The following is a 25,128-nucleotide window of genomic DNA, read 5'->3' on the forward strand; positions in this document are numbered from 1 at the left end:
TCCCTCCCCCCATTCTTACGGGAGAGGGAGACGAAAGATCTCGCTCCGCAAGAAGCGAGCGAAGGGCAAAGACCTCACTTCACCTTCGGCAGCACCTGTTTCACGACCTGCTTGCCTTCGACCACTTCGACCAGAAAGCTCTGGCGATCGATGTCACCGGTGTCGCTGAAGGAGACGTCCATCAGGATGCCCGGCTCGTCCGCGGCCTTGATGGTCAGGCCGTGCAGCGTGTCGGCGAACGCCTTGGAATCGACCTTGCCCATCTTGTCGGTGGCGGCCTTCACCATGTAGACCGCGAGATAGCCTTTCAGCCCGTTATGGTCGGGCACGTAATTGTACTTCTTCGCGAACTTGTCGCGAAAGGCCTTGATCAGGTCGACCGGCGCATCGGTGGTGAGGCCGACATGGCCGCGCGCGCCGTTGGCGGCATCGCCCGCAAGCTCGATCACCTTCTGACCGATCAGCGTGGTCTCGCCCATCAGCGGCGCGGTGACGCCCTGGCGCTTCAGCTCCTTGAGGATGCGCGCGCTCTCTTCCTCGTTCAAATAGACGAACACGGCGTCGGGATTGGCGGCCTTGATCTTGCCGACGTCGGCGGCGAAATCGGCCTGGCCCGCCTCGGTGGAGAGATCGGCGACGACCTTGGAGCCGAGCCGGTCGAGCTCCTTGACGACGACATCGCGACCGCCGCGGCCAAAGTCATTGTTGACCCAGACGACGGCGACCGACTTCGCCTTCATGTCGTCGTGAATGTATTTGGCGACCTTCGGCATCGACGATTGCTGGCCGAACGAGGTGCGGAACAGGAATTTGTTTCCGCCTTGCGTCAGCTCGGCGGCTTCGCCGCCCATGATCTGCGCGATGCCGGCCTCGGCCGCCAGCGGCGCCGTCACCTTCACGGACCCGGAATAGCCGGGTCCGAGCAGCACATAGGGCTCGGCGTCGAGCGCCTTTTGCACCTGCGCGCGCGCGACGCCCGGGTTGGATTGCGAGTCCGCATGAGTGACTTCGAGCTTGCGGCCGAGCACGCCGCCCTTGGCGTTGATCTCCTCGATCGCGAGGTCGATGCCGTTCTTCCAGTTGGTGCCGACGGTGGCGCCGCCGCCGGACAGCTCGGCGACGTCGGCGAGCTTGATCGCCTGGGCGTGGACACCGGTTGCGGTCGCGAATGCAAGCAGGGCGCCTGCCAGAATGGTCGATTTCATGGTCTCTCCTCCGATTTCTTTGATGTTACGCGCGGCCTTGTGTCCGGCCGCTTCGGTTACGCTGCGTGATAGGCCGGGCTTCGTGCCGCCATCACCTCGTCGAATGCCTCTCCCATGATCTCGGTGGATGGGGCAAGGCCAGTGAACAGTTCGAAAGCGTCGGCGGCCTGGTAGATCGCAAGCTCCCGGCCGGTCATGATCCGTGCGCCCTTGGCTTGGGCAGCCGCCAGCAGCGGCGTGATCAGCGGTGAGTAGACGGCGTCGGCGACCCACAGGTTTTGACGCAACAGCGTCGGCGCGACCGGCGTTTCCCGGTTCGGCAGCATGCCGACCGGCGTGCCGTTGACGAGGCCCGTTGCGCCGTCGAGCGCGTCCTCGACGCTCGCGGCGACCCTGGCGCCACCCTGCTTGACGAGCAGTGCGGCGAGTTTTTCGGCGCGTGCCGGCTCGCTGTCGAAGATGCGGATGTCGGCCACGTCAAGGCTCGCCAGCGCAAACGCGATCGCCTTGCCGACGCCGCCGGTGCCGATCACGGCGACCGCGTTTCCAGAGGCCGCCAGCAGCGGCGCGACTGCGCGCGCAAAGCCAGTCGTGTCGGTGTTGTGGCCGATCAGCCGGCCGTTGCTGACGACGACGGTGTTGACCGCCCCCATCGCGGCCGCACCCGGTGCCAGTTCATCGAGCAGCGGGACCACTGCCTCCTTGTAGGGAAAAGTGACGTTGACGCCGGCAAAGCCGAGGCGCCGCACGCCTTCCAGCATCAGCCGGAGCCCGGCCGCATCGGCGCCGGCCACTTCGATGAGCTGGTAATGTCCGCGCAGGCCAAGCCCCTCCGCGGCGCGCTCATGCATGGCAGGGGAGGCGGAATGCGCGATGGGTGCGCCGATCAGGCCGGTCAGGAGCTTTTTGGATGCGGCAGGTCCGCGCTTTGACATGGTTCGCTATCGTCTCGTTGGGAGCGTTTGGTCCCGGCCATTAGCGGGGAAATCCGCCCAATTCCAAGGGGCTTCCACCACGGACGATAGCCTTTCCTCGGCCTAACACAATTACCCTTTTGTCCTGCAAACCTAACGTAATGTTATCTCTTCCGCCGTGGCGGCGCGGCCTTGCTTTTGCTCCGCGACGGCTCGACCGCGCGCATCTCCGCGCGCAGGGCCTCGATGAAATACTCGACATGAAGCGACAGCGGCGCGCCGCGCTTCACCGCGATATAGGTGTCGAATCGCGTCGGCTCGGTGATCTTGATAAGCTCGATGCCGGGATAGCCGCCATGGGCCACCGTGAACTGGTCTATGATGGCGATGCCGAGCCCCGCCTTCACCAGCGCGCAGACCGTGGTGCCGAAGCGGGCGCGGATGGTGATGTTGTACTCGAGGCGGTGGCGCGCGAAGATCTCGGCCATGATCCGCCCGTAGGGATCGTTGGGATCGATGCCGATCAGCGGATAGCGGGTGATCTCGGCGGCGGAGACCTGCTTGCGGCCGGCGAGCTCGTGGCCCGGCGGCACGATGCAATAGAGCTCGCCGGAGGCGAGCGGCATGAAGTCGAGTCCGGAATGCTCCAGGCGGTAGCTCATCGCCACGCACTCGCCGCGGCCGAGCATGAGATAGTCGATGGCTTCCTCGAGCTTGAGGATGTTGATGTCGATGCCCAAATCCGGATAGCGCCGCCGGACCCGCTCGATTGCGCGCGGCACCATGACTTGCGAAATGCTCGGCACCGAGCCGATTCGCAACTCCGACAATCCGCCGCGTCCGATCTTGGAGATGATCTCGGAGAGGTCGTCGACCTTCTTGTAGACGCCGTTGATCTGCTCGAAGATGTTCTCGGCTTCCGGCGTCGGGAAATAGCGGCCGTTCTGGCGCTGAAAGAAGCGGATGCCGAGCGAGCGCTCGGTGTATTTGACGAGGCGGCTGATGCCCGGTGCCGAAACGTTCAGCAGCTTCGCCGCGCCGCCGATCGTGCCCGTCACCATCACGGCACGGATCACTTCAACCTGGCGCAGCGTCATCATGTCTTGGGCATCCAAAAGATAATCGTCGTCGGCGCTGCCTTTCCCTCTCCCCTTGTGGAGGCGGGTGGACCGCCGCGATAGGGCGAGACGGGTGAAGGGTTCTCTCCCCGCGCGAGCCTCGCGCATTTGAACGCGTGGAAACAACCCCTCATCCGGCGCCATAGCCGATCCGAAGCATCGGCGTTTTGTTTTAAGAACGGCGGCCGAAGGCCACCTACGCCACTTCTCCCACAAGGGGAGAAGGAAGGAAACATTCGCGTTCGGTTGTTCGGTTCAGATCAGAGCAAGCCATGGCACCGAACGGACCGTTCGTGCGCTCACAGCAATTGCGTGCTAGCTCGCCGGTCCGTCCGGCGAGGCGCTCTCGGCCGGCTTGCTGCGCTCGCTTTGCAGCACCCCGCGCGCGAACTCGATGATCTTCTGCTTGTTTGCCGTTTCGCGGACGGCGAAAAATACGCGGTTGAGTTCCAGGCCGAGCACGCTGTTGAGGGCGATGTCCTCGTCTTCCATCGTGGTTTCCCCGCTTCAGACATTATAGGTGTAACTTGACGTCACTTCTTCCACAAGTAGATTAAGCCTTCGGGGTCAAAGGGATACCGGGAAACTACGGAAGCGCTGAATTGAGGCAGTCGCCAGGACGTGCTATAGCGATAACGAGGGTCAGGAAACGCACCGATGTCCGCCGTGGATTATGGCCGGGAAGCGCTCGACTTCATTGAGGGGCTTGGAGCCTATACCAAGGTTCCGGACGCCATGGATGCGCTTGCGACCGCGTTCGGGCGCTACGGCTTCGAGCACATCATCGTAACCGGCTTGCCGAATCCCGATCAGCGTTTTTCCCAGATGGTGCTCGCCAAGAAGTGGCCGGCGGAGTGGTTCAGCCTCTATACCCAAAAAGGCTACGACCGCGTCGATCCCGTGATCCGCAAATGCCGGCAGACGGTGAACCCTTTCGAGTGGTCCGAGGCGCCGTACGATCCGGAGCTGGAGCCGGGCGCGGTGGAGGTGATGCGGCGCGCTGCCGATTTCCGTATGTCGCGCGGCTTCGTCGTGCCGATCCACGGATTGACCGGCTACGAGGCCGGCGTCTCGCTCAGTGGCGTTCACCTCGATCTCAATGCGCGCAGCAAGCCGGCGCTGCACCTGATCGGCATGTACGGCTTCGATCACATTCGCCGCTTGCTCGATCCGGCGCCGCATCGATCGATGCGCCTTACCCCGCGCGAGCGCGAGGTGCTCGCCTGGGCCTCGCAGGGCAAGTCGGCTTGGGAAATCGGCGAGATCCTGCACATCACGCAGCGCACCGCCGAAGAGCATCTCGCAACTGCCGCGCGCAAACTTGGTGCCGTCAACCGGACGCATGCGGTTGCGATCGCAATCCGCCACAGAATCATCACCCCCTGAAATCCGCGCCTACTGGGAAATTTCCCAATAGTCTCTTTGGCCGTTTTCCGTGAGTGTTCCCCTTATTTCGAACAATGGGGGAATAAATGATTCATGTGATTTCTGCCGCCAACCGGCACCTCTACGAGGACGTTCTCGAGCAACATTTCAGGGTGCGTCACGAGATTTTTGTCGAGGAGCGGAAATGGGAGGCGCTGCGCAAGCCCGATGGCCGCGAGGTCGATACCTACGACAATGAGGACGCGGTCTACCTGCTGGCGCTCGAAACTCGCCGGGTGCTCGGCGGCTCCCGCCTCTATCCTACCACCAAGCCGACGATGATGAGCGAGGTCTTCCCGCATCTCGCCGCGGTGCGCGGTTGCCCCTCGAACCCGCTGGTATGGGAGTGGTCACGTTTCTTCGTTTCGCGCGAGCGCCGCGACGGCGCGTTCAATTGGCAATTGATGGCAGCGGCGCAGGAGTTCTGTCTCGATCAGGGCATCGAGCGTCTCTCTCTTGTGATGGAGACCTGGTGGCTGCCGCGCTTCCACGAGATCGGATTCATCGTCACGCCGCTGGGATTGCCGGCGCTGGTCGAAGATTCCTGGACGATGGCGGCCACGATCGAGATCCGTCAGGAGTCGCTGGATGCCGTGTGTGACCGTATCGGGACGACAAACGTCGTCCAACAGGACGGTCCGCGTATCGATTGCATCGCCCTTGCCAACCTCTGCGGCCTCGCTGCCGCGCAACGAAAGAGCGCCTGAGATGTCGAACATGATGCGGGACAGCCAGATCATGGCGCAGATCAAAGACGAAAATCTCGGCTACATGTCCGACATGGCGCTCGAACTCGCGCAGATGGCGGAAGACACCGGATTGGCGACGCTCGCCTATCTGTTCCGGATGGCGGCGCTGGAGGCCTCGACGGCCAACAGCGTGCTTGCCGAGCCGGATGAGCTTCCCCGGCAGATGACGTCGCACTAGGCGTCTCCATCACACGTTGCGACGAATTCACACCCTCTCTCCGGCAACGGAGGGAGGGTGATCCGTTTGGGTGCGGCAGGTTGACCCATCCTGCGCGGCAGTCTTCTTGCAAGGCTGATTGCGGGGCCGGGATCGATCGCATGCATCGGCATGCAACAAAGTGCATGTTGGGTGTCGAATCGCTCTTGCCTCGGAACGATACTGCCATTACCCATTTTTCCGCCTTGTACAGGCAGGGGGAGCTCTTTCACTGATGGCGACCGTGTTCGAACATCGGCGCGAACCTGCGTGCGCCTGAAAGAGTTTTGATGCTGCTCGTCGTCGAACAGTTCTTGAACGGTTTGCAGTTCGGCCTGCTGCTGTTCCTGCTCGCCGCCGGCCTGACGCTGGTGTTCGGGATCATGGATCTCGTCAACCTCGCGCACGGCTCGCTCTACATGATGGGCGCCTATTTCGCCGCGACCTTCGCAGCCTGGACCGGCAGCTTTCTGCTCGGTGCGCTGCTGGCGCTCGGTGCAACCCTCGTGCTCGGTATCGTGCTCGAGATGACCGCGCTGCGGCACCTCTACGGACGCGACCATCTCGACCACGTGCTCGCGACCTTCGGCCTGATCCTGTTCTTCAATGAAGCCGTGCGGCTGATCTGGGGGCCGGCCGGGCTTGCGCTGCCGCTGCCGGCCTGGCTCACCGTGCCGGTGCCGATCCTGCCCGGCATTCACTATCCCGCTTATCGCCTCGCCATCATCGTCGTGGCGCTGCTGGTTGCGCTGTTGCTCTATCTCGGCGTGATGCGTACCCGCATCGGCATGCTGATCCGGGCCGGCGCGTCCAATCGCGAGATGATCGGCGCGCTCGGCATCAACATCAAGCTGCTCTACACCCTGGTGTTCGGCCTCGGTGCCGCGCTCGCTGGTCTTGCCGGGTTGATGCAGGCGCCGATCCTCACCGTGCAGATCGGCATGGGCGAGAACATCCTGATCCTCGCCTTCGTCATCATCGTGATCGGTGGCATCGGTTCGATCCGGGGTGCGTTCCTGGCCGCGATCTTCGTCGGCATGATCGACACGCTCGGCCGCGCCTTCCTGCCCAATTTGTTGCGGCAGGTGCTGAGCGGCGCTGCTGCTTCCACTGCCGCGCCCGCGCTGTCGTCCATGCTGATCTATCTGCTGATGGCGGTCGTGCTGGTGGTGCGTCCGGAGGGGCTGTTTCCGGCCAACCGTCGATGAAGACTTTCACTGTAGCTAAGGCCGTCACGGCCCTGATGCTGGCGGGCCTCGTGCTGCTTCCGCTCTATTCGCAAGTCTCCGGCAACATCTTCATCCTGACGCTGTTCACCCGCATCGTCATCCTGGCGCTAGCGGCCGCGAGCCTCAACCTCATCATGGGTTTTGGCGGCATGATGAGCTTTGGTCACGCCGCCTATCTCGGCATCGGCGGTTACGCGGTCGGCATGCTGGCGCAGGAAGGCGTCGGAAGCGGCTTCATCCAGTTTCCGGTCGCGCTCGCGGCCTCCGCGACTTACGCCGTCGTGATCGGCGCGCTCTCGCTTCGCACGCGTGGCGTTTACTTCATCATGATCACGCTCGCTTTCGCGCAGATGGCCTATTACGTCGCCTCGGGGCTGGCGCGTTACGGCGGCGATGACGGCCTCACCGTCTATAAGCGCAGCGACTTCTCCGGGCTGATCAACCTGTCGAACCGCACGCAGTTCTACTATCTCTGCCTAACCTGCCTGTTCGGCGTGGTCTTCCTGATCTGGCGCATTGTCAATTCGCGCTTTGGCCTCGTCCTGCAGGGCCTGCGCTCCAACGAGCAGCGCATGCAGGCGATCGGCTTTCCCTCGAAACGCTACCAGTTGGTCTGCTTCGTCATCTCGGGCATGATGTGCGGCCTCGCCGGCGCGCTGCTCGCCAACAACACCGATTTCGTCAGCCCGGCCGCGATGTACTGGACCCGTTCCGGCGACCTCATGGTGATGGTGATCCTCGGGGGCATGGGCACGCTGTTCGGTCCGGTCATCGGCGCGGTGGTGTATTTGCTGCTGGAAGAGTTCTTGTCGCAGCTCACCGAATATTGGGCGCTGATCATGGGCCCGCTGCTGCTGCTGATCGTGCTGTTCGGCCGCGGCGGCATCATGGGCCTGCTCGGGAGGCTCAATCGTGGCTGAGCCGCTGCTCCGTGTCGACAGGCTGGTGCGCCGCTTCGGCGGCATCATTGCGACGGACAACGTCTCGCTCGACGTCGCGGCAGGCGAGCTGCACGCCATCATCGGCCCGAACGGCGCCGGCAAGACCACGCTGATCAGCCAGCTCACCGGGCATCTGGAGCCGCATTCCGGCAGCGTCTCGCTGGCGGGGCGCGACATCACCTATCTGCCAGCCTATCGCCGCTGCGCGCTGGGCCTGGCACGTTCGTTCCAGATCACCTCGCTGCTGCTTGATTTCACCGCCGCCGATAATGTCGCGCTCGCGGCGCAGGCGCATGCTGGCACCTCATTCCGATTCTTCGCCGATGCACGCAAGGAGAAGGACCTGCGCGATGCCGCGCATGCCGCGCTCGACCGCGTCGGTCTCGCCCATCGTGCCGACGTCCTGGTGTCCAGGCTCAGCCATGGCGAGCGTCGCCAGATCGAGCTGGCGGTTGCGCTGGCAAGCAAGCCAAAGCTTTTGCTGCTCGACGAGCCGATGGCGGGCCTCGGCGTCACCGAGTCCCAGCGCATGGTGCAGCTGCTCCAGGAGCTGCGCAAGGAGGTCTCGATCGTGCTGGTCGAGCACGACATGCCGGCGGTGTTTGCGCTCGCCGACCGCATCTCCGTGCTGGTCTATGGCCGCGTCATCGCCTCCGGCGATCCGGCCGCGATCCGGGCGAACGAGGACGTCAAGCGCGCCTATCTCGGCGAGGCGCATGTGGTGACGCACCATGTCTGAAAAAGGGATGGGTGACACGCTGCTCGAGGTCGACGGCATCGAGACCTGCTACGGCCTGTCCCAGGTGCTGTTCGGCCTGTCGCTGTCGGTCAAATCAGGCGAGATGGTCTCGCTGATGGGCCGCAACGGCATGGGCAAGACCACGACCATCCGCTCGATCATGGGCCTGACGCCGGCGCGCGCAGGCAGCATCCGCTTCGCAGGCTCGGAAGTGCGGACGCAGCCGTCCTATCGGATAGCGCAACTCGGTGTCGGCCTCGTCCCCGAGGGGCGGCAGATCTTCCCGAACCTCACCGTGCGCGAAAACCTGGTCGCGGCCGCCGCCGATCGTTTCGACAGCCGCAACCCCTGGACGCTGGCGGCGATCTACGTGATGTTTCCGCGCCTGGCCGAGCGCGCTTCCAACATGGGCAACCAGCTCTCCGGCGGCGAGCAGCAGATGCTCGCGATCGGCCGCGCGTTGATGACCAACCCGAAGCTCCTCATCCTGGATGAAGCGACCGAAGGTTTGGCGCCCCTGATACGCGAAGAGATCTGGAGCTGCCTGTCGCTGCTCAAGAGCCGGGGACAATCGATCCTGGTCGTCGACAAGAACGTCGACCACCTTGCCCGCATCTGCGACCGCCATACCATCATCGAGCGCGGCAAGACGGTGTGGAGCGGCACCTCGGACGAGCTACTGGCTGAGCCGGATCTGCAGCACAAATATCTGGGGATTTGAGGCTCCGCTCTCTCCCGTCATTGCGAGCGTAGCGAAGCAATCCAGACTGTTTCTGATGTGACAGTCTGGATTGCTTCGTCGCAAGAGCTCCTCGCGCTGACGGGAGAGAGCCGAGGTCAAAACACCTCGAAATATTCCTTGTGCTCCCAGTCGGTCACTTCGGACAGGAAGCGGTCGATCTCGGCATTCTTGATGTGGGTGTAGTAATCGACGAACTCAGCCCCGAGCTTTTCCCGGAAGAACGGATCGTCCTTCAGTGCGCTGACCGCATCGCGCAGCGACTTCGGCAAGAGCGGCGCCTTGGTTTCGTAGGGCGTGTCGGCCGACGGGCCGGGATCAAGCTTGCGGTCGACGCCGTCGAGGCCGGAGAGAATCTGCGAGGCCATGTAGAGATAGGGATTGGCGGCGGGCTCGCCGATGCGGTTTTCCAGGCGCGTGGCGGCGTCGCCGGCAGCGCCGAGCACGCGGATCATCACGCCGCGATTGTCGCGGCCCCAGATCGCGCGGTCCGGCGCCAACGAATAGGAGCGGTAGCGCTTGTAGCCATTGATGGTCGGGGTGGTGAACACGGTCGACGCGCGGGCGTGGTCGAGCAGGCCGGCAAGCCAGGCGCGGCCGAACGCGCTGAGCGGCTCGCCGCCGTCTTTGGCCATGAACTGGTTCTCGCCGCTCGCGCGTGAGACCACCGATTGGTGCAGATGCCAGCCGCTCGCGAACAGGTTCGGCAGCTTCGGCCGGCACATGAAGGTGGCGTGATAACCGTGGCGGTGCGCGATCTGCTTCACGGCGGAGCGAAACAGCACCATGTTGTCGGCGGGCTCCAGCCCCTTCGTCGGCGCGAAGGTGAATTCGCACTGGCTCGGCCCGAACTCGACCTCGATCGAGCGCAAAGGCAATCCGAGCGCAACGATGTCACGGCGCAGGATCTCCAGCACCGGCTCCATCTGGTCGAAGCGCTGCTCGGTGAGATATTGATAGCCGTGGCTGAGCAGGCTCACCGAAGGCGGCGTGCCGGGCTGGCCGGCATCTTCCGGGCGCATATGCGGATCGTCGAGCTTGAAAATGTGGAATTCGACCTCGAGCCCCGCCACGAAATCATGGCCGCGGCTTGCGAGCTCGCCGAGCACCTTGCGATAGAGCCCGCGTGTCGCGAACGGGACGGGACGGCCGTCGTTGAAATAGAGGTCGCAGAGAACCCAGCCGGTGGTCGGCGCCCAGGGCAAAACGCGAAACGTCGTGGGATCCGCGACCATCAGCACGTCGGCCGCGCCCTCCATTTCCTTCATGCCGAAGCCGCCGCCCGACGTGAACACCGGAAACACCGTGCGGTGCGAGGTGTCCTTGGCGAGCATGGTGGTGGTGATGGAGCAGCCGCTTTCGAGCGACGCAAGCGCCTCCGATGCAATGATGGTCTTGCCGCGCAGAATGCCGTGCTGGTCCGGGAAGGCGAGGCGGATGACATCGAGGTTCTTCTCCTCGACGATGCGGCGCATGCGCAATGCAGCGTCCTTCTGCTCATCCGACCACAGCGCATGACGCGCGACGAAAGTCACTTTTTCACTCCTCTATCCGTGAGAGGCGAAGCATGCGCTACATTCTCCGTCATTGCGAGCGTAGCGAAGCAATCCAGGATCCCTCCGCAGAGACAGTCTGGATTGCTTCGCTTCGCTCGCAATGACGAAGGAGGGACCTGCATTCTGCGCTACTCCGCCGCCGTCAGCCGATGCACGTTGTCCGCGATCTCCTTCGGCACCGGCGCCGTCCACGGCGCGTTGCGGCGGCGCTTGACGTCGACTCCCATCCAGTAAATCTCCCAGCCTCGTGTCGGCCCGATGCCGTCCATGGTCGCCGGGCCCTGGATCGAACGTGCGGTGGTCTCGTCGAGATGCAGCATCGGCTTCTCGCCGCCTGCGACCTTCTCGATCTCCTGCCGCAGCAGGCGGCGGTATTGCACGATGGCCTTGTCGCTCGTGCCGAGGTGCTCCCTGGTTCGGTCCTGGATCGCGCCCATCGATTCCACCGCCCACTGGTCGTGGACGTTGATGTCGGTGCCCATGCCGGTATAGGTCGCCGTCTGCTGCTCGTGCGGATCGAAACCGTAATCGTTGGTCCTGTTCTTGCGCGATTTGTAGTCCGGCAGCTCATAGAGCTCGAGCCGCTGGTCGCGCATCTTCTTCTTGTCCACGGCATTCGTGTAGCTGGTGAAGATCGCGTACCAGTAGCAGTTCTCGTCGTCGACCGGCACGTGCCACTGCGTGATCGTCATCTCCGTGCTCATGGGGATGACGAAGCCATGCGGGAAGAGCTGGTTGGTGACGCGCACATGGGTGCGCTCCTCGTCGATCTCGCGCAGCGCGATCAACCGGAGGCCGTATTCGGTGTGCTCGACATTGATGATCGGACGATCGTATTCGCGCAAAATTTTCGTCATCGGCAGGTCGCTTCCCGCAGATGCGCCACGGAACTGTTTGCCGTAGGCGGTGGAGGTGTCCTCGTCCTCGAAGAAGCGATGCAGGTAGGAGGCGTGCGCGGGATCGATGCCGACTTCGAGCGCCTGCAACCAGTTGCAGGCCATGTGCCCCTTGAATGCGAAGGTGTGCGTGCCGGGCGCGACGAAACAATCGAGCTCGGGAAATGCCGGCGGCTCGCCCTCGCCGAGATAAGCCCAGAGGATGCCGCTCTTCTCCACCACGGGATAAGAGCGCTGGCGGATGTTCTGGCAGAGCTTTGAGTCTTTCGGCTCCGCCGGCGTCTCGATGCATTGCCCAGTGGCGTCGAACAGCCAGCCATGGAAGGCGCAGCGCAGGCCGCCATGCTCGAGCCGTCCGAAGGCGAGATCGGCGCCGCGATGCGCGCAGTGCCGATCGATCAGGCCGTAACGCCCGGTCTCGTCGCGGAACAGCACCAAATTTTCGCCGAGCAATCTGACGGGACGGATCGGTCTATCGCCGTCGAGCTCATCCACCAGCGCCGCCGGCTGCCAGTAGCTCCGCATCAGCTTTCCGCAGGGGTCCTTTGGACCAGTGCGGGTGATCAGGTCGTTCTGCTCCTGGCTCATCATGGCGAGTGCATCCTTTGTGGAGTGGCGTTTGTTCGCCTATTGAACGAATGGGCGAATTATGACATGCCTTGATCCGGCAGCAAGCAATATTTTGCAGGACTGACCCGACACCCATGCCCAAGCTGAAGCGAAGCGAGAGTGACGAGCGCGCGACGGATTTCGTCGAGAGCCTCGATCGCGGGCTGCGCCTGCTGCAATGCTTCGGCACCACGGCCGGCCCGATGACGCTCAGCGATCTCGCCCGTGCCGCGGCGCTTCCACGCGCCACCGCGCGGCGCATGCTGTTCACGCTTCAGCGCGGCGGCTTTGTCAGCGGCGACGGCAAGCTGTTCTCGCTGACGCCACATGTGCTGACACTGGCCGCGTCCTATCTGCGGTCGAGCCAGCTCGTCACCGTCCTGCAACCGGTGCTCGACCGCGTCGCGACAGCGGCCAACGAAATCGCCTCGCTCGCGGTGCTCGACGGCGATGAGGTCGTATTCATCGCGCGTAGCAGTCCGGCGCGGATGTTTTCAGGTGGGCTGGACATCGGTTACCGCCTGCCGGCCTTCTGCACCTCGGTGGGCCGCGTCATGCTCGGTCAGCTCGACGATGCCGAGCTTGCCGCGCGCCTGACGGCGACGAAGCGCGAAGCGCTGACGCCGCAGACGGTAACCGATCCCAAGGCATTGCTCGCGCGCATCGTTGCCGACCGCGCGCAAGGTTACGCGCTGGTCGATCGCGAGGCCGAGCCGCATTTCCGCTCGATCTCGGTCCCCGTCCGCCGCTACGACGACGTGATCGTCGCTGCGATCAACATGGGCGCCCATGTCGACCGCGTGCCGGCGCAGGAATTGATCGGTCGCTTCCTGCCATTGTTGCGTGAGGGCGCGGAGGCGGTGCGGTCGCAACTGTTGTAGCCTGGCTACCGGTTGCGCATCCAGTCGGCGAGGCCGGACAACGCCTTGTCGAGGTCCTGCCGCGCCGCGGCGTCCACAACGGTCTCCTCGAGCGCGCCGCGCATGCAGAGCATCCACGCGTCGCGCTCGGCATCGCCGATGGCAAAGCCGATGTGGCGCTGGCGCAGCCGTGGATGGCCCTTCTCGACCGAGTAGAGTTTCGGGCCGCCGGTCCACTCAGTGAGATAGCGCTTCAGCACATCCCTGATGAGGCCGAGGTCGTCCGCATGCATTGCGCGGATGATCTTCGCCTCCGGCAGCGTATCCATCCGCTCATAGAAGCGATCGACCAGTCGGTTGATCGTGGCGCTGCCGCCGATCCGCTCGAACATGGAGATTACGACGTCGCTGTCGGTCATGGGAGTTCGGACCTACAGCGCCACGCTGCGTAGCCCAAAGCTGCGCGCCTCGTTTTGCAGCACCGGCCGCACCGCATCGATCAGCCTTGCCGCGGCGGCATCGACGGAGAGTCCCGCCGTGTCTACCACCGCCGTCGCGCGCGCATACAGCGGCTCGCGGCTCAAGAGGATGTTGCGCAGCTCTGCCATAGCTGAGCGGTCGTCGGCCATCGGGCGCAAATCGCCTTGGCGGCGGACGCGGGCCATGTGCTCCTCGGGTTCGGCCTTCAGCCAGATCGTGTAGAACGACGACAGGATCTGGTCGAAGGTCAAGGGCTCCGAGACGATGCCGCCGCCGGTCGCGAGCACCATCAGCTCGTTGCGCGCGAGCAGCTGTTGCAGCGCCGCCTGCTCCATGCGGCGAAAGCCTTCCTGGCCGTAGAGCGCGATGATCTCGGCGACCGAGAGGCCGTTCTGCTGCTCGACCTCCTTGTTGAGCTCGACAAAACTCCAGCCGACCTTCTTCGCCAGCATCCGCCCAAGCGTCGATTTGCCGGCGCCGCGCAGGCCGATCAGTGCGATGCCGCAGAACGGCGCGCGCCGCGGCGCGGAGGCACTGCCGCCCGCGAGCAGATCCTTGGCTTGCGCGATCTGCGCCGGTGTCGCCTTGCGCAGGAGATCGCGAAACATCTGCCAGTCCGGGGTCGGATCGGCCGAGGGAAGCAGGTCTTCGAGATGCGCGCCCATCGCGTCAGAGACGCGGCGCAGCAGCACGATGGACACATTGCCCTTGCCGCTTTCGAGCTGCGCGATGTAGCGCTCCGATATTCCTGATACCTTGGCGAGCACCTTGCGCGACATGCCGCGTAGCGCGCGCATGTTGCGCACGCGCTGGCCGAGCTGTTCGAGAAATCGGGATTCGGCGTCGGGACTGTTAGTCATGGACTACGGATCATGGGCCTGCTTGAACGGATGTCTTCTTTTAAAGAGGTCCTGCGGCGCGTATTAATGAAACATAGTGCCTGCTGGCATTGACAGCAAGCCGATGCGGTGTCTTTCTATGAATTATAATTCTAAATTCAGGGGAGAAGTCCGTGAGCGAGGGATCCTATAACGCGGTGACCTGGCTGCTCGATCGGAACGTCGAGGAGGGACGCGGCAACAAGCTCGCCTTCGACGACACCGTCTCACGGCTCACCTATGGCGAGCTCCAGCGGGAAACGCGGCGCGCCGCCAACATGCTGCGCCGGCTCGGTGTCCGCCGCGAAGAGCGCGTGGCGATGATCATGCTGGATACGGTCGACTTCCCGATCGTGTTTCTGGGCGCGATCCGCGCCGGCATCGTGCCGGTACCGCTCAACACGCTGCTGACGTCAGATCAATACGCCTACATCCTCGCCGATTGCCGCGCACGCGTGCTGTTCGTCTCGGAAGCGCTCTATCCCGTCATCAAGGACGTCGTCGGCCGCATGCCGGATCTCGAGCATGTCGTGGTCTCCGGCGCCAAGCAGAACGGTCACAAGCAGCTCGCCGAGGAGATTGCGGACGAGAGCGACCGGTTCACCACCGCTGCGACGCATCCGGATGAGCCGGCGTTCTGGCTCTACTCGTCAGGCTCGACCGGCATGCCCAAGGGCGTGCGTCACATCCATTCGAACATGCAGGCGACCGCGGAAACTTATGCGAAGCAGGTGCTCGGCATCCGCGAGAACGACGTTTGTCTTTCCGCGGCAAAGCTGTTCTTCGCCTATGGTCTCGGCAATGCGTTGACCTTTCCGATGTCGGTCGGCGCCACCGTGGTACTCAACGGCGAACGGCCGACGCCGGCGCGCATGTTCGATCTGATGAACCGCTACAATCCCTCGATCTTCTACGGCGTGCCGACCCTGTTCGCGGCGATGCTCAATGACGAGGCGATGAAGAGCGAGCGCGGCGGCGGCGCCTTGCGCATCTGCACCTCTGCCGGCGAGGCGCTGCCGGAATCCGTCGGCAACAACTGGAAATCGCGCTTCGGCGTCGACATCCTCGATGGCGTCGGCTCGACCGAGCTGTTGCACATCTTCCTGTCGAACGCGCCCGGCGACATCAAGTACGGCTCCTCCGGCAAGCCAGTGCCGGGCTACGCGGTGCGGCTCGTCAACGAGGCGGGACAGGATGTCGCCGACGGCGAGGTCGGCGAACTGCTGGTCGATGCGCCTTCCGCCGGCGAGGGCTACTGGAACCAGCGCCACAAGAGCCGCCGCACGTTCGAGGGACCATGGACCCGCACCGGCGACAAATATGTCAGGGATGCCGAGGGCCGCTACACCTTCTGCGGCCGCGCCGACGACATGTTCAAGGTCTCCGGCATCTGGGTCTCGCCCTTCGAGGTCGAGAGCGCGCTGATTACGCATCCAGCCGTGCTGGAAGCCGCGGTCGTGCCCGAAGCCGATCCGGAAGGTCTGCTGAAGCCGAAGGCCTTCGTCGTGCTGCGCCCGGGCGCGACGACGACGGGCCTGCAGGAGATGCTCAAGGACCACGTCAAGCAGAAGATCGGCCCATGGAAATATCCGCGCTGGATCGACGTGGTGGACTCGCTGCCGAAGACGGCGACGGGCAAGATCCAGCGGTTCAAGCTGCGGGACGGGACGAATTGACAACAGGTCGTCATGGCCGGGCAAAAGTGCGAAGCGCGTCTTGAGCAAAGCGTCTCGGCCATCCACGCGCGACCGCGATTGAGGAGCGACGTGGATGCCCGGGTCAAGCCCGGGCATGACGACGGAGAAGGACGGACGAAGAAATGACTCTCACTCCCACCGGCTTCCTCAGCATCGGCAACGCCAGCCTCGAATACAAATGGCTGGCGCCGCAATCCGCCGATGCACCCACCATCGTCATGCTGCACGAAGGCCTCGGCTCCGTCGGCTTCTGGGGTGACTTCCCGGAAAAACTGCAGCAGGCAACCTCTGCCGGCATCTTTGCCTATTCGCGTGCAGGCTATGGCCAATCGAGCCCGGTCACGTTGCCGCGGCCGCTCGACTACATGCAGCGCGAGGCCCTGGACGTGCTGCCGAAGATCCTCGACGCGATCGGCTTCAGGCGCGGCCTGCTGCTCGGCCATTCCGACGGCGCGTCGATCGCGACGATCTATGCCGGCGCGCATCAGGATCATCGCCTGAACGGCCTCGTGCTGATCGCGCCGCATTTCATCGTCGAGGACATCTCGGTGAAGTCGATTGCGGACATCAAGACCACCTTCGAGACCACCGACCTGAAGGCAAAGCTCGCGCGCTGGCACAGCGACGTCGACAACGCCTTCTACGGCTGGAACGCCGCCTGGCTCGATCCGAAATTCCGCGACTGGGATATCTCGGAATGTCTCGCCTATATCCGCGTTCCTGTCCTGATCCTTCAAGGCGTGGACGACCAATACGGCACGCTGCGTCAGGTCGAGATCGCGCAGCAAGAATGCTATTGCCCGGTCGATTTGAAAGTCATTTCAGGCGCGGCGCATTCTCCCCACCGCGAAGCTCCGGGACAGACGCTTGACGCGATTGAGCAATTTGCAGCAGCTTCGCTGCGCAAAGACATGAAACAAAATGCATGTTCGGTCGCTTAACGGGTAGACGCGCGCGAAAATGTGCATTATTGTGCATTTAACACGACAGCCAAAACGCGTAATCAAGCTCAAGGGTGGCCCATGGCCGGGGAAGATCGGCGCCTCGCAGGCGGCGCGACATTCATCGATTTCCAGACCGAGCCGTCCCGCTACCGGCACTGGAAGCTCGCGGTCGACGGTGGCGTCGCCACCCTGACCATGGACGTCGACGAGAATGGCGGCCTGTTCGAGGGCTATCTGCTCAAGCTCAATTCCTACGATCTCGGCGTCGACATCGAGCTTGCCGACGCGGTCCAGCGCCTGCGCTTCGAGCACCCCGAGGTGAAGGTCGTGGTGATGCGCTCGGCCAAGAACCGCGTGTTCTGCGCCGGCGCCAACATCCGCATGCTCGCGGGCTCGACGCATGCCCACAAGGTCAATTTCTGCAAGTTCACCAACGAGACCCGCAACGGCATGGAAGACTCGTCGGAGAATTCCGGCCAGCGCTTCATCACCGTCGTGAACGGCTCGGCCGCCGGCGGCGGCTATGAGCTCGCGCTCGCCACCGACTACATCATGCTCGCTGATGACGGCGCGTCCGCCGTCGCCTTGCCCGAAGTGCCGCTGCTCGCCGTGCTGCCGGGCACCGGCGGCCTCACGCGTGTGGTCGACAAGCGCAAGGTGCGCCGCGATCACGCCGATTTCTTCTGCACCATCGAAGAAGGCGTGAAGGGCAAGCGCGCCGTGCAATGGCGCCTGGTCGACGAGATCGCGCCGAACAGCAAGCTCGAAGGCAAGGTTGCCGAGCGCGCCAGGGAATTCGCCGACAGCTCGAAGCGCAAGGGCAGCGGCAAGGGCATCGCGCTGACGCCGCTCAAGCGCATCATCGATGAGACCAGCATCCGCTATGGCTTTGTCAGCGTCGACATCGACCGCGCGGCACGCATCGCCACGATCTCGATCAAGGCGCCTGAAGCCGCGCCGCCCGCTGACATCGACGGCATGATGGCGCAGGGTGTCGCGTTCTGGCCGCTCCAGGTCGCGCGCGAACTCGATGACGCCATCCTGCATCTGCGCATCAACGAGCTCGAGATCGCCATGCTGGTGTTCAAGAGCCATGGCGACCGCGCCCATGTGCTCGCCTGCGACGCCTTCCTCGAAGCCAACAAGGCGCACTGGCTGGTCAACGAAATCAGGCATTACTGGAAGCGCGTCTTGAAGCGCATCGACGTCACCTCGCGCACGCTGGTGACGCTGGTCGAGCCCGGCTCCTGCTTCGCCGGCACGCTCGCCGAACTCGTCTTCGCCGCCGACCGCTCCTACATGCTGATCGGCACGCGCCACGGCGACAACCGCCCGCCGCCGTCGATCGAACTGTCAGCGCTGAATTTTGGCCCTTATCCGATGAGCCATGGCCTGACGCGGCTTCAGTCGCGCTTCCAGGCCGATCCAGCCGATGTGGAACGCGCGGAAGCCACGATGGGCACCGCGTTGGACGCCGAGCAGGCCGAAGAGCTCGGTCTCGTCACCTTCGCGCTCGACGACATCGACTGGGACGACGAGGTCCGCGTATTCCAGGAGGAGCGCGCCAGCTTCTCGCCCGACAGCCTCACCGGCATGGAAGCGAACCTGCGCTTCGTCGGCCCCGAGACGATGGAATCGAAAATCTTCTCGCGCCTCACCGCGTGGCAGAACTGGATCTTCCAGCGCCCCAATGCGGTCGGCGAGGAAGGCGCGCTGCGCCGCTACGGCAGCGGCCAGAAGCCGAAATTCGATATGACGCGAGTCTAGCGAGTGGGGAGTGGCGAAGGGCGAATAGGGATTTCCATTCGCTACTCGCTACTCGCCACTCGCCATTCGCACCCTTTAAACGAGTAAGTCCCCCACGGGAGGTCCTCCATGAACATCATGAACGTCGACTACTCGACCAAGATTCCGAACAACGTCAATCTGGCCGAAGACCGCCAGGTGCTCAAGGCGCTGGAAGGCTGGCATCCCGGCTACATGGACTGGTGGAAAGACATGGGGCCAGAAGGCTTCCAGGAATCGCTGGTGTACTTGCGCACCGCTTATTCGGTCGATCCGCGCGGCTGGGCCAAGTTCGACTACGTGCGGATGCCCGAGTATCGCTGGGGCATTCTCCTTGCTCCCCAGGAAGAGAACCGCGTCGTGCCGTTCGGCGAGCATTTCGGCGAGCCGGCCTGGCAGGAAGTCCCGGGTGAATATCGCGCCATGCTGCGCCGTCTGATCGTGATCCAGGGCGACACCGAGCCTGCCTCCGTGGAGCAGCAGCGCCACCTCGGCAAGACCGCGCCCTCGCTATACGACATGCGCAACCTGTTTCAGGTCAATGTCGAGGAAGGCCGTCACCTCTGGGCGATGGTGTACCTGCTGCAAAAGTACTTTGGCCGCGACGGACGTGAAGAGGCTGACGATTTGTTGCGCCGCCGCTCGGGTGACGCTGATTCGCCACGCATGCTGGGCGCCTTCAACGAGGCGACGCCGGACTGGCTGTCCTTCTTCATGTTCACCTATTTCACCGACCGCGACGGCAAGATGCAGTTGCACTCGCTGGCGCAGTCCGGCTTCGATCCGTTGTCGCGCACCTGCCGCTTCATGCTGACGGAAGAAGCGCACCACATGTTCGTCGGCGAGACCGGCATCACGCGTGTCGTGCAGCGCACCTGCGATGCGATGCGGGAAGCCGGCATCACCGATCCCACCGATATCGCGAAAGTCCGCGCGCTCGGCGTGATCGATCTGCCGACCATCCAGAAGAAGCTGAATCTGCACTATACGCTGTCGCTCGATCTGTTTGGCTCGGAAGTCTCGACAAACGCGGCGAACGCCTTCAACACCGGCATCAAGGGCCGCTATCACGAGACCCAGATCGACGACGATCATCAGCTCAAGAACGCGACCTATCCGGTGCTGAAGTTCATCGATGGCGAGATCAAGCTGGTGGACGAGCCGGCGCTGACCGCGCTCAACATGCGCCTGCGCGACGATTACAGCCAGGATTGCGTCAAGGGCATGCTGCGCTGGAACAAGGTGATCTCGACCGCGGGCTACCAATTCCAGCTCAAGCTGCCCAACGTCGCCTTCCATCGCCATATCGGCGAGTTCAAGAGCATCCACGCGACGCCCGACGGCATTTTGATCGACGATGCCACCTGGGCGAAGCGCAAGGACGAATGGCTGCCATCGACCGCCGACGGCGACTTCATCACCTCGCTGATGCAGCCCGTCACCGAGACCGGCCAGTTCGCCTCCTGGATCTCGCCGCCGAAAGTCGGCATCGACAACAAGCCCGGCGATTTCGAGTATGTGAGGATCGAGTCGTAGGCCGGGACGACCCCTGGAGCGTGAGGTGAGGGCGTCGTGCTGACGCGCCCCCGCCTACCCCGCGATCTCCAGCCCCGCGTTCGCGTACACCACTCCGCCATCCACCGCGATGGTGTTGCCGACCACGTAGTCACCCGCGCGCGAGGCGAGATAGATCGCCACGCCGGCCATGTCCTCGTCGGTTCCGATCCGCCGCGCCGGAATGCGCTTGGCGACCTCGTCCGAATGGTCGCGCGCAGCCCGGTTCATGTCGGACTTGAACGCGCCGGGCGCGATCGCGGTGACGTTGATGTTGTCCTTGATCAGTTTCGTCGCCATGCGCCGCGTCAAATGGATCACCGCGGCCTTGCTCGCGGCATAGGAGTAGGTCTCGCCGGGATTGACGAAGATGCCGTCGACCGAGGCGATGTTGATGACCTTGGCGGGCCGCTCATGCGAAGCCGCCGCGCGCAGCGGCTTGGCCAGCGCCTTGGTCAGGAAGAACAGCGACTTGACGTTGAGGTCCATTACCTTGTCCCAGCCGCTTTCGGGGAATTCATCGAACTCCGCGCCCCAGGCAGCCCCGGCATTGTTGACGAGGATGTCGAGCTTCGGCTCCAGCTTGATGATTTCGCCAGCGAGCCTGTCGCAGCCGTCGACGGTCGAGATGTCGATCGGCAGTGCGATGCATTCTCCGTCATACTGTGCGGAGAGCTCGTTCGCGGTCGCCTCGCAAGGCCCGGCCTTGCGCGCGGTGATGTAGACCTTCGCGGCCCCTGCGCTGAGAATTCCCGCCGCGATCATCTTGCCGATGCCGCGCGAACCGCCGGTCACCAGCGCGACGCGGCCTTTGAGCGAGAACAGATCGTTGAACATGGTGCCTCCCTTGGTTTGCGCCGGTTGTGAGCGGGGTGGGGAGGGGAGTCAAGGAAGGCGAGCGTGTGGTTGGTGCAGCCATTCGACCGACTCAGTGTCGTCCCGGCGAAGGCCGGGACCCATAACCACAGAGAGACGTTTGGCGGAAGCCGGTCGGTCGGGATTGATACCGATCGCAATCGAAAAATCACGCGGTATGGGTCCCGGCCTTCGCCGGGACGACAGGGGAGAGCGCGGCTACGCCGCCGCGATCCTGCGGAAGCCGTTCCACATCGCGGTGGCGGCGCCCGAGGTCAGCACCGGCAGAATCCGCGTGTCCTGGTAATTGCCGTTGAGCGAGACCCGTGGCAGCGCGGTCATGTGGCCGGCGTTTTCGGCGAACAGCATGCCGGGTCGCGTCGTCACCGCGGTCCTGAAACCGGCGGATGCAGCGAGCACGAATTCACGCTCGCCCGCCGCCTCGCGATCGCCATAGGGATAGGCAAGATGCTGGACATTGCGGCCGAGCGCCTGCTCGATCCGGGCGCGGCTCACGGCCATCTCCTGCGTGGCGATCGCTTCGCTTTGCTTGGCGAGATTGCAATGGCTGACAGAATGCGCGCCGATCGTGACCAGGGGATCGGCGGCAAATGTCTTCACCTCGTCCCAGGACAGGCAGAGGCTGCGGCACAGCGCGGCCATGTCGACGCCGTACTTCGTGCAGAGCGCCTCGATCTCGCGCTTGAGATCGTGCTCGCCGGGCAATGCGCGCAACCAGTCGTGCAGGCGGTCGAACGCCGCCTGCTTGGCGGCTGGCGTCGTCGCATCGAGCCGCAGCGCGGCATTGCCGATTGTCACCTCGATCTGCTCGGCCTTGGCGATCACAGCCTCCAGCGCCTCCCACCACAGCCGACCCGTGCCCTCCGCGAAGTCGCTGGCGACATAGACCGCCAGAGGCGCGTCAAATTCGCGCAGAACCGGCAGCGCAAAATCGAGATTGTCGCGATAGCCATCGTCGAGCGTGAAGGCGGCGAAGCGGCGGTCGAACCGGCGCCGCACCAGCCGCTCATGCAGCTCGTCCATGCTGACGATGTCGATCTCCCGCGAGCGCAGATGGCACAGTGTCGCGCGCAGGAATTCGGGGGTGACTTCGAGATGCCGGTTCGGCTGAAACGCGGCGGCGCGGGCCGGCCGCACGTGATGCAGCATGAAAATGGCGCCGACGCCCGACAAAAGCGGGCGCAACAGGTGGTGGGCGCCGCTGAAATAGAGTGCTTCCAGCCCGGCGCGGATGACGTTGTTACGAAGTTGTTTCATGACCCGCTGGCGGACTTTGGCATTCCGCCTTCAACTTACGGAAGAACCCTTGAAGAAAAAGTTATTCCAATTGTCCACGCCCGGCCTTCGGAAGGGCGTCATTTCCGGTTTGACAGCCCGCCAAGGGTTTGTTTTGTCTCCGGTTCCAGAGTTCGGGTCGTCGAATGCAGAAGCTTTTCAGGTGGGCCAGCAAATGGTGGCCGGGGCTCATCCCCCTGGCCGTCATGTGGGGATTTGCGGCCTGGAATAACACTTTGCCGGTCGAGGCGGACCTTTCCGCCCGCAGCTCGGCGGCGCTAAAGGATACCGTTCTTGACAAGACCCGGATCGCGGTGGACGGCCGCGACGTCAGCCTGGCTGCGGAGGCCTTTTCCGAGGAGGGGCGCCGCGACGCTGTTGTGGCGGTCGAGACCGTGCCCGGCGTGCGCCTGGTCGACGACCGGACCCGCCTCGTTCCCGAGGCAAAGCCCTTCGTCTGGAACGCCGAACGCGACGTGGTGCGGGTGACGCTGTCAGGCTCCGCGCCCCTGCCGTCGATGAAGGGCCGCCTGACCGAGGCGGCCCGCAAGGAGGTCGCCGGTACCGAGGTGGCCGATCAGATGGGTTTGGCCCGCGGCGCACCGCCGCGGTTCGAGGCGGCTGCGATGCTGCTGCTCGACCAGATCGGCAAGCTCAAGGACGGCAAGATCACGATCACAGACACCAAAGTCACGCTGTCGGGCATGGCGCGCGATCTCGGCGGCCGCGAAGCCGTCGCAGCGGCGCTGAAAAACCTGCCCGAGGGCTTTTCGATCGCCGCCAACGACGTCAAGGCGCCGCCTTACGTCTTCCAGGCCTACAAGGATCCGGTGGCCGCGACGGTGACGCTGACCGGCTATGTTCCCGACAACAATGTCCACGCCGCCATCGCCACCAGCGCGTCGCGGAAATTCTTCAACGAAAAGGTCGTCGACAATCTCAAGGCCAGCGTCGGCGCGCCCGGCTCGTTCAGCCCCGCCGTGGTCGCAGCGTTCGGCGCGCTGTCGCGACTGTCGACCGGCACGCTCGTCGTGTCCGACCGCGAGGTGAAGCTGTCGGGCGATGCGCTCTATGAAGGTGCCGCCAACGACATCCGCGCAGGCCTCGGCAAGGACTTTCCGAAAAACTGGCAATACAAGCCGGAAATCACGGTGAAACCCGCAGCCGGTCCGGTCGACGGCACCGTGTGCCAGCAATTGTTCTCGGAGCTTTTGGCCAAGGCCAAGATTCGCTTCGGGGCGAAGCGCGCCGACATCGATCCGGATTCCGCCGGCATTCTCGATCATCTGATCGAGACGGCATTGCGATGCCCCACCACCAATATCGAGGTCGCCGGGCATACCGATGCCGACGGCGAGGATTCGTTCAACCAGGCACTCTCGGAGAAGCGCGCGCAGGCGGTGATCGACTATCTGGTCAAGGCCGGCCTGCCTGCCAGCCGCTTCACCGCGGTCGGCTACGGCAGCACGCAGCCGGTCGCCGGCAACGACAGCGAAGACGCCAAGGCGCAGAACCGCCGCATCGAATTTCTGGTGAGGTGACGATGCCCTATCTCGTCTCGTTCCATCTGGGCTGGCTGATCGGCTCGCTGCTGCTGGGCTTTTGCATGGGCTGGATCTCGGTGGTCCAACGCGGCAACGGCACCTCGAAGGTGACCGCGCGCTGGCTCGCCGTGCTTGTTGCCGGCCTGGTCGCGGCCTCGCTCGCGCATGTGGTCCCCGGCCGCTTCGGCTACTGGCTCGACCTCGGCCTGATCATGTTCGCCTGCTACCTCGTCGGCGCCGCCATCGGCGCATGGCTGCGCGACCGGGTGGTCGCGCGCAGCATGCCGCCGGCCTGAGTTCGGATCCGCTGGCCTCAAGCTCCGATAACTCATCGCTCGGCAGGTGAAACGCGAAGAGGCGTCGTGGGCGCTTGACATGCCGATCGCAGGCGAGCCCGCTGACGTTTATCAGGCGCTCCAGTCCGCGCATGCAGTGCTGGCCGCGTCGTCCTATCCAAAGCTCCTGTTCACCGGCGAGCCCGGAGCTCTGGTCGCACCGGAATTTGCCGAACGGTTTGCCGCCTCCCTGAAGCACTGCGCGCTGGTTCGTCTCGGCGCCGGCCTGCATTTCCTCCAGGAGGATCACCCCGAGGCGATCGGGCGCTCCGTCGCCGGCTGGATCGCGGGCATCGAGGCGGTGCGCCCGCAGCTTGCGGCCTGAGCAGAACGCTACCTCCGAACGACGCTCTCATCGCGGCCGCTGGCGGGCGGCCGCAATGACGTCTGTGATGTCGCAGTGCAACCGGATGATCGAGTGCGAGCCGTCGGCCACGTAATCGTGCGCGCCGCGGCGGCCGCGCGCGGCGCGACCCTCTTTCAACAGCGGAATCCCGCCCATAGATTGATTTCGACTTAAGCCGTGACGGAACATTGTACGGCCGAAATCATCAAAACTTCATGGCGTCTGCGCAGGATTGCCA

At 63.9% G+C, this 25,128-nt stretch carries 25 protein-coding genes and 1 pseudogene; 15 read left to right on the forward strand and 11 right to left on the reverse strand.

Annotated features, from left to right (window positions below; genetic code table 11):
• Positions 1-74 precede the first annotated feature (74 nt).
• From IVA75_RS13220 to IVA75_RS13235, 4 genes are all read right to left on the reverse strand, one after another.
• Complete coding sequence (locus IVA75_RS13220; RefSeq protein WP_247285294.1) at positions 75-1,205, reverse strand: ABC transporter substrate-binding protein; 1,131 nt, start codon at positions 1,203-1,205, stop codon at positions 75-77.
• A gap of 56 nt (positions 1,206-1,261) precedes the next feature.
• On the reverse strand, positions 1,262-2,140 hold the full coding sequence (locus IVA75_RS13225; protein WP_247285295.1) for a shikimate dehydrogenase: 879 nt from the start codon (positions 2,138-2,140) through the stop codon (positions 1,262-1,264).
• Positions 2,141-2,283: 143 nt separating this feature from the next.
• Positions 2,284-3,219, reverse strand: coding sequence for a LysR family transcriptional regulator (locus IVA75_RS13230; RefSeq protein ID WP_247285296.1), 936 nt, complete (start codon positions 3,217-3,219; stop codon positions 2,284-2,286).
• A 333-nt stretch (positions 3,220-3,552) separates the two neighbouring features.
• Positions 3,553-3,729: a hypothetical protein gene (locus IVA75_RS13235; protein WP_007597932.1), complete on the reverse strand. Its 177-nt coding sequence runs from the start codon at positions 3,727-3,729 to the stop codon at positions 3,553-3,555.
• Between the two features lie 165 nt (positions 3,730-3,894).
• Here IVA75_RS13235 and IVA75_RS13240 point away from each other — a divergent pair, with 165 nt between their 5' ends.
• The 7 genes from IVA75_RS13240 (at position 3,895) to IVA75_RS13270 (ending at position 9,237) form a co-directional block, all read left to right on the forward strand.
• Positions 3,895-4,623 carry a LuxR family transcriptional regulator gene (locus tag IVA75_RS13240; RefSeq protein ID WP_247285297.1) on the forward strand — a complete coding sequence of 243 codons (729 nt, stop codon included), beginning with the start codon at positions 3,895-3,897 and terminating at the stop codon, positions 4,621-4,623.
• A gap of 86 nt (positions 4,624-4,709) precedes the next feature.
• Complete coding sequence (locus IVA75_RS13245; RefSeq protein ID WP_247285298.1) at positions 4,710-5,369, forward strand: acyl-homoserine-lactone synthase; 660 nt, start codon at positions 4,710-4,712, stop codon at positions 5,367-5,369.
• Between the two features lies 1 nt (position 5,370).
• Positions 5,371-5,589 (forward strand): hypothetical protein, encoded by a 219-nt coding sequence (locus IVA75_RS13250; protein WP_247285299.1) that lies wholly within the window; start codon positions 5,371-5,373, stop codon positions 5,587-5,589.
• A gap of 308 nt (positions 5,590-5,897) precedes the next feature.
• The gene (locus IVA75_RS13255) at positions 5,898-6,815 is read left to right on the forward strand and encodes a branched-chain amino acid ABC transporter permease (RefSeq protein WP_247285300.1); all 918 of its coding nucleotides are present in this window, start codon (positions 5,898-5,900) and stop codon (positions 6,813-6,815) included.
• Positions 6,812-7,756, forward strand: a complete 945-nt coding sequence (locus IVA75_RS13260) for a branched-chain amino acid ABC transporter permease (RefSeq protein WP_247285301.1) — start codon at positions 6,812-6,814, stop codon at positions 7,754-7,756. Before IVA75_RS13255 ends, IVA75_RS13260 begins: the two co-directional genes overlap by 4 nt.
• A complete protein-coding gene (locus IVA75_RS13265; protein ID WP_247285302.1) occupies positions 7,749-8,516 on the forward strand; it encodes an ABC transporter ATP-binding protein in 768 nt (255 codons plus the stop codon). The genes IVA75_RS13260 and IVA75_RS13265 overlap by 8 nt, the downstream gene beginning before the upstream one ends.
• The gene (locus tag IVA75_RS13270) at positions 8,509-9,237 is read left to right on the forward strand and encodes an ABC transporter ATP-binding protein (RefSeq protein ID WP_035968321.1); all 729 of its coding nucleotides are present in this window, start codon (positions 8,509-8,511) and stop codon (positions 9,235-9,237) included. Before IVA75_RS13265 ends, IVA75_RS13270 begins: the two co-directional genes overlap by 8 nt.
• 116 nt (positions 9,238-9,353) lie before the next feature.
• Here IVA75_RS13270 and IVA75_RS13275 read toward each other — a convergent pair whose 3' ends face one another.
• Both IVA75_RS13275 and IVA75_RS13280 read right to left on the reverse strand, forming a co-directional pair.
• Positions 9,354-10,790: a glutamine synthetase family protein gene (locus IVA75_RS13275; protein WP_247285303.1), complete on the reverse strand. Its 1,437-nt coding sequence runs from the start codon at positions 10,788-10,790 to the stop codon at positions 9,354-9,356.
• Positions 10,791-10,939: 149 nt separating this feature from the next.
• Positions 10,940-12,298 carry an aromatic ring-hydroxylating dioxygenase subunit alpha gene (locus IVA75_RS13280; RefSeq protein WP_247285304.1) on the reverse strand — a complete coding sequence of 453 codons (1,359 nt, stop codon included), beginning with the start codon at positions 12,296-12,298 and terminating at the stop codon, positions 10,940-10,942.
• A 113-nt stretch (positions 12,299-12,411) separates the two neighbouring features.
• Between IVA75_RS13280 and IVA75_RS13285 the strand changes: the two genes are divergently transcribed.
• On the forward strand, positions 12,412-13,197 hold the full coding sequence (locus IVA75_RS13285; protein ID WP_247285305.1) for an IclR family transcriptional regulator C-terminal domain-containing protein: 786 nt from the start codon (positions 12,412-12,414) through the stop codon (positions 13,195-13,197).
• 5 nt (positions 13,198-13,202) lie between these two features.
• Here IVA75_RS13285 and IVA75_RS13290 read toward each other — a convergent pair whose 3' ends face one another.
• Both IVA75_RS13290 and IVA75_RS13295 read right to left on the reverse strand, forming a co-directional pair.
• The gene (locus IVA75_RS13290) at positions 13,203-13,595 is read right to left on the reverse strand and encodes a group II truncated hemoglobin (RefSeq protein WP_027565910.1); all 393 of its coding nucleotides are present in this window, start codon (positions 13,593-13,595) and stop codon (positions 13,203-13,205) included.
• 12 nt (positions 13,596-13,607) lie between these two features.
• Positions 13,608-14,516, reverse strand: coding sequence for a helix-turn-helix transcriptional regulator (locus tag IVA75_RS13295; RefSeq protein ID WP_247285306.1), 909 nt, complete (start codon positions 14,514-14,516; stop codon positions 13,608-13,610).
• Positions 14,517-14,668: 152 nt separating this feature from the next.
• On the opposite strand from IVA75_RS13295, the gene IVA75_RS13300 reads away from it, so the two are divergent.
• From IVA75_RS13300 to boxB, 4 genes are all read left to right on the forward strand, one after another.
• Positions 14,669-16,210: a benzoate-CoA ligase family protein gene (locus tag IVA75_RS13300; protein WP_247285307.1), complete on the forward strand. Its 1,542-nt coding sequence runs from the start codon at positions 14,669-14,671 to the stop codon at positions 16,208-16,210.
• Between the two features lie 143 nt (positions 16,211-16,353).
• Complete coding sequence (locus IVA75_RS13305; RefSeq protein ID WP_247285308.1) at positions 16,354-17,172, forward strand: alpha/beta hydrolase; 819 nt, start codon at positions 16,354-16,356, stop codon at positions 17,170-17,172.
• An 81-nt stretch (positions 17,173-17,253) separates the two neighbouring features.
• The gene (gene boxC / locus IVA75_RS13310) at positions 17,254-18,942 is read left to right on the forward strand and encodes a 2,3-epoxybenzoyl-CoA dihydrolase (protein ID WP_247285309.1); all 1,689 of its coding nucleotides are present in this window, start codon (positions 17,254-17,256) and stop codon (positions 18,940-18,942) included.
• Between the two features lie 117 nt (positions 18,943-19,059).
• Entirely contained in the window at positions 19,060-20,496 is a 1,437-nt protein-coding gene (boxB, locus tag IVA75_RS13315) for a benzoyl-CoA 2,3-epoxidase subunit BoxB (RefSeq protein ID WP_247285472.1), read from the forward strand.
• Positions 20,497-20,550: 54 nt separating this feature from the next.
• On the opposite strand, the gene IVA75_RS13320 is transcribed toward boxB, so the two are convergent.
• Positions 20,551-21,351, reverse strand: coding sequence for an SDR family oxidoreductase (locus tag IVA75_RS13320; RefSeq protein ID WP_247285310.1), 801 nt, complete (start codon positions 21,349-21,351; stop codon positions 20,551-20,553).
• A 237-nt stretch (positions 21,352-21,588) separates the two neighbouring features.
• Positions 21,589-22,647 (reverse strand): polysaccharide deacetylase family protein, encoded by a 1,059-nt coding sequence (locus IVA75_RS13325; RefSeq protein ID WP_247285313.1) that lies wholly within the window; start codon positions 22,645-22,647, stop codon positions 21,589-21,591.
• Between the two features lie 164 nt (positions 22,648-22,811).
• On the opposite strand from IVA75_RS13325, the gene IVA75_RS13330 reads away from it, so the two are divergent.
• From IVA75_RS13330 to IVA75_RS13340, 3 genes and pseudogenes are all read left to right on the forward strand, one after another.
• Positions 22,812-24,206: an OmpA family protein gene (locus tag IVA75_RS13330; protein ID WP_247285314.1), complete on the forward strand. Its 1,395-nt coding sequence runs from the start codon at positions 22,812-22,814 to the stop codon at positions 24,204-24,206.
• A 2-nt stretch (positions 24,207-24,208) separates the two neighbouring features.
• On the forward strand, positions 24,209-24,505 hold the full coding sequence (locus tag IVA75_RS13335; RefSeq protein WP_247285315.1) for a hypothetical protein: 297 nt from the start codon (positions 24,209-24,211) through the stop codon (positions 24,503-24,505).
• 76 nt (positions 24,506-24,581) lie between these two features.
• Positions 24,582-24,869, forward strand: a pseudogene (locus IVA75_RS13340) (haloalkane dehalogenase); the annotation flags it as partial.
• Positions 24,870-24,896: 27 nt separating this feature from the next.
• On the opposite strand, the gene IVA75_RS40135 reads toward IVA75_RS13340, so the two are convergent.
• On the reverse strand, positions 24,897-25,028 hold the full coding sequence (locus tag IVA75_RS40135; RefSeq protein ID WP_256465125.1) for a hypothetical protein: 132 nt from the start codon (positions 25,026-25,028) through the stop codon (positions 24,897-24,899).
• Positions 25,029-25,128: the final 100 nt, after the last annotated feature.

Source organism: Bradyrhizobium sp. 134, assembly GCF_023074155.1.
Classification (GTDB): Bacteria; Pseudomonadota; Alphaproteobacteria; order Rhizobiales; family Xanthobacteraceae; genus Bradyrhizobium.

Excerpts from the sequence above, each read along its gene's own strand:
- IVA75_RS13220 (WP_247285294.1), bottom strand. The coding sequence starts at position 1,205 with ATGAAATCGACCATTCTGGCAGGCGCCCTGCTTGCATTCGCGACCGCA.
- IVA75_RS13225 (WP_247285295.1), bottom strand. The coding sequence starts at position 2,140 with ATGTCAAAGCGCGGACCTGCCGCATCCAAAAAGCTCCTGACCGGCCTG.
- IVA75_RS13230 (WP_247285296.1), bottom strand. The coding sequence starts at position 3,219 with ATGATGACGCTGCGCCAGGTTGAAGTGATCCGTGCCGTGATGGTGACG.
- IVA75_RS13235 (WP_007597932.1), bottom strand. The coding sequence starts at position 3,729 with ATGGAAGACGAGGACATCGCCCTCAACAGCGTGCTCGGCCTGGAACTC.
- IVA75_RS13240 (WP_247285297.1), top strand. The coding sequence starts at position 3,895 with ATGTCCGCCGTGGATTATGGCCGGGAAGCGCTCGACTTCATTGAGGGG.
- IVA75_RS13245 (WP_247285298.1), top strand. The coding sequence starts at position 4,710 with ATGATTCATGTGATTTCTGCCGCCAACCGGCACCTCTACGAGGACGTT.
- IVA75_RS13250 (WP_247285299.1), top strand. The coding sequence starts at position 5,371 with ATGTCGAACATGATGCGGGACAGCCAGATCATGGCGCAGATCAAAGAC.
- IVA75_RS13255 (WP_247285300.1), top strand. The coding sequence starts at position 5,898 with ATGCTGCTCGTCGTCGAACAGTTCTTGAACGGTTTGCAGTTCGGCCTG.
- IVA75_RS13260 (WP_247285301.1), top strand. The coding sequence starts at position 6,812 with ATGAAGACTTTCACTGTAGCTAAGGCCGTCACGGCCCTGATGCTGGCG.
- IVA75_RS13270 (WP_035968321.1), top strand. The coding sequence starts at position 8,509 with ATGTCTGAAAAAGGGATGGGTGACACGCTGCTCGAGGTCGACGGCATC.
- IVA75_RS13280 (WP_247285304.1), bottom strand. The coding sequence starts at position 12,298 with ATGATGAGCCAGGAGCAGAACGACCTGATCACCCGCACTGGTCCAAAG.
- IVA75_RS13285 (WP_247285305.1), top strand. The coding sequence starts at position 12,412 with ATGCCCAAGCTGAAGCGAAGCGAGAGTGACGAGCGCGCGACGGATTTC.
- IVA75_RS13290 (WP_027565910.1), bottom strand. The coding sequence starts at position 13,595 with ATGACCGACAGCGACGTCGTAATCTCCATGTTCGAGCGGATCGGCGGC.
- IVA75_RS13295 (WP_247285306.1), bottom strand. The coding sequence starts at position 14,516 with ATGACTAACAGTCCCGACGCCGAATCCCGATTTCTCGAACAGCTCGGC.
- IVA75_RS13305 (WP_247285308.1), top strand. The coding sequence starts at position 16,354 with ATGACTCTCACTCCCACCGGCTTCCTCAGCATCGGCAACGCCAGCCTC.
- boxC (WP_247285309.1), top strand. The coding sequence starts at position 17,254 with ATGGCCGGGGAAGATCGGCGCCTCGCAGGCGGCGCGACATTCATCGAT.
- boxB (WP_247285472.1), top strand. The coding sequence starts at position 19,060 with ATGAACGTCGACTACTCGACCAAGATTCCGAACAACGTCAATCTGGCC.
- IVA75_RS13320 (WP_247285310.1), bottom strand. The coding sequence starts at position 21,351 with ATGTTCAACGATCTGTTCTCGCTCAAAGGCCGCGTCGCGCTGGTGACC.
- IVA75_RS13325 (WP_247285313.1), bottom strand. The coding sequence starts at position 22,647 with ATGAAACAACTTCGTAACAACGTCATCCGCGCCGGGCTGGAAGCACTC.
- IVA75_RS13330 (WP_247285314.1), top strand. The coding sequence starts at position 22,812 with ATGCAGAAGCTTTTCAGGTGGGCCAGCAAATGGTGGCCGGGGCTCATC.
- IVA75_RS13335 (WP_247285315.1), top strand. The coding sequence starts at position 24,209 with ATGCCCTATCTCGTCTCGTTCCATCTGGGCTGGCTGATCGGCTCGCTG.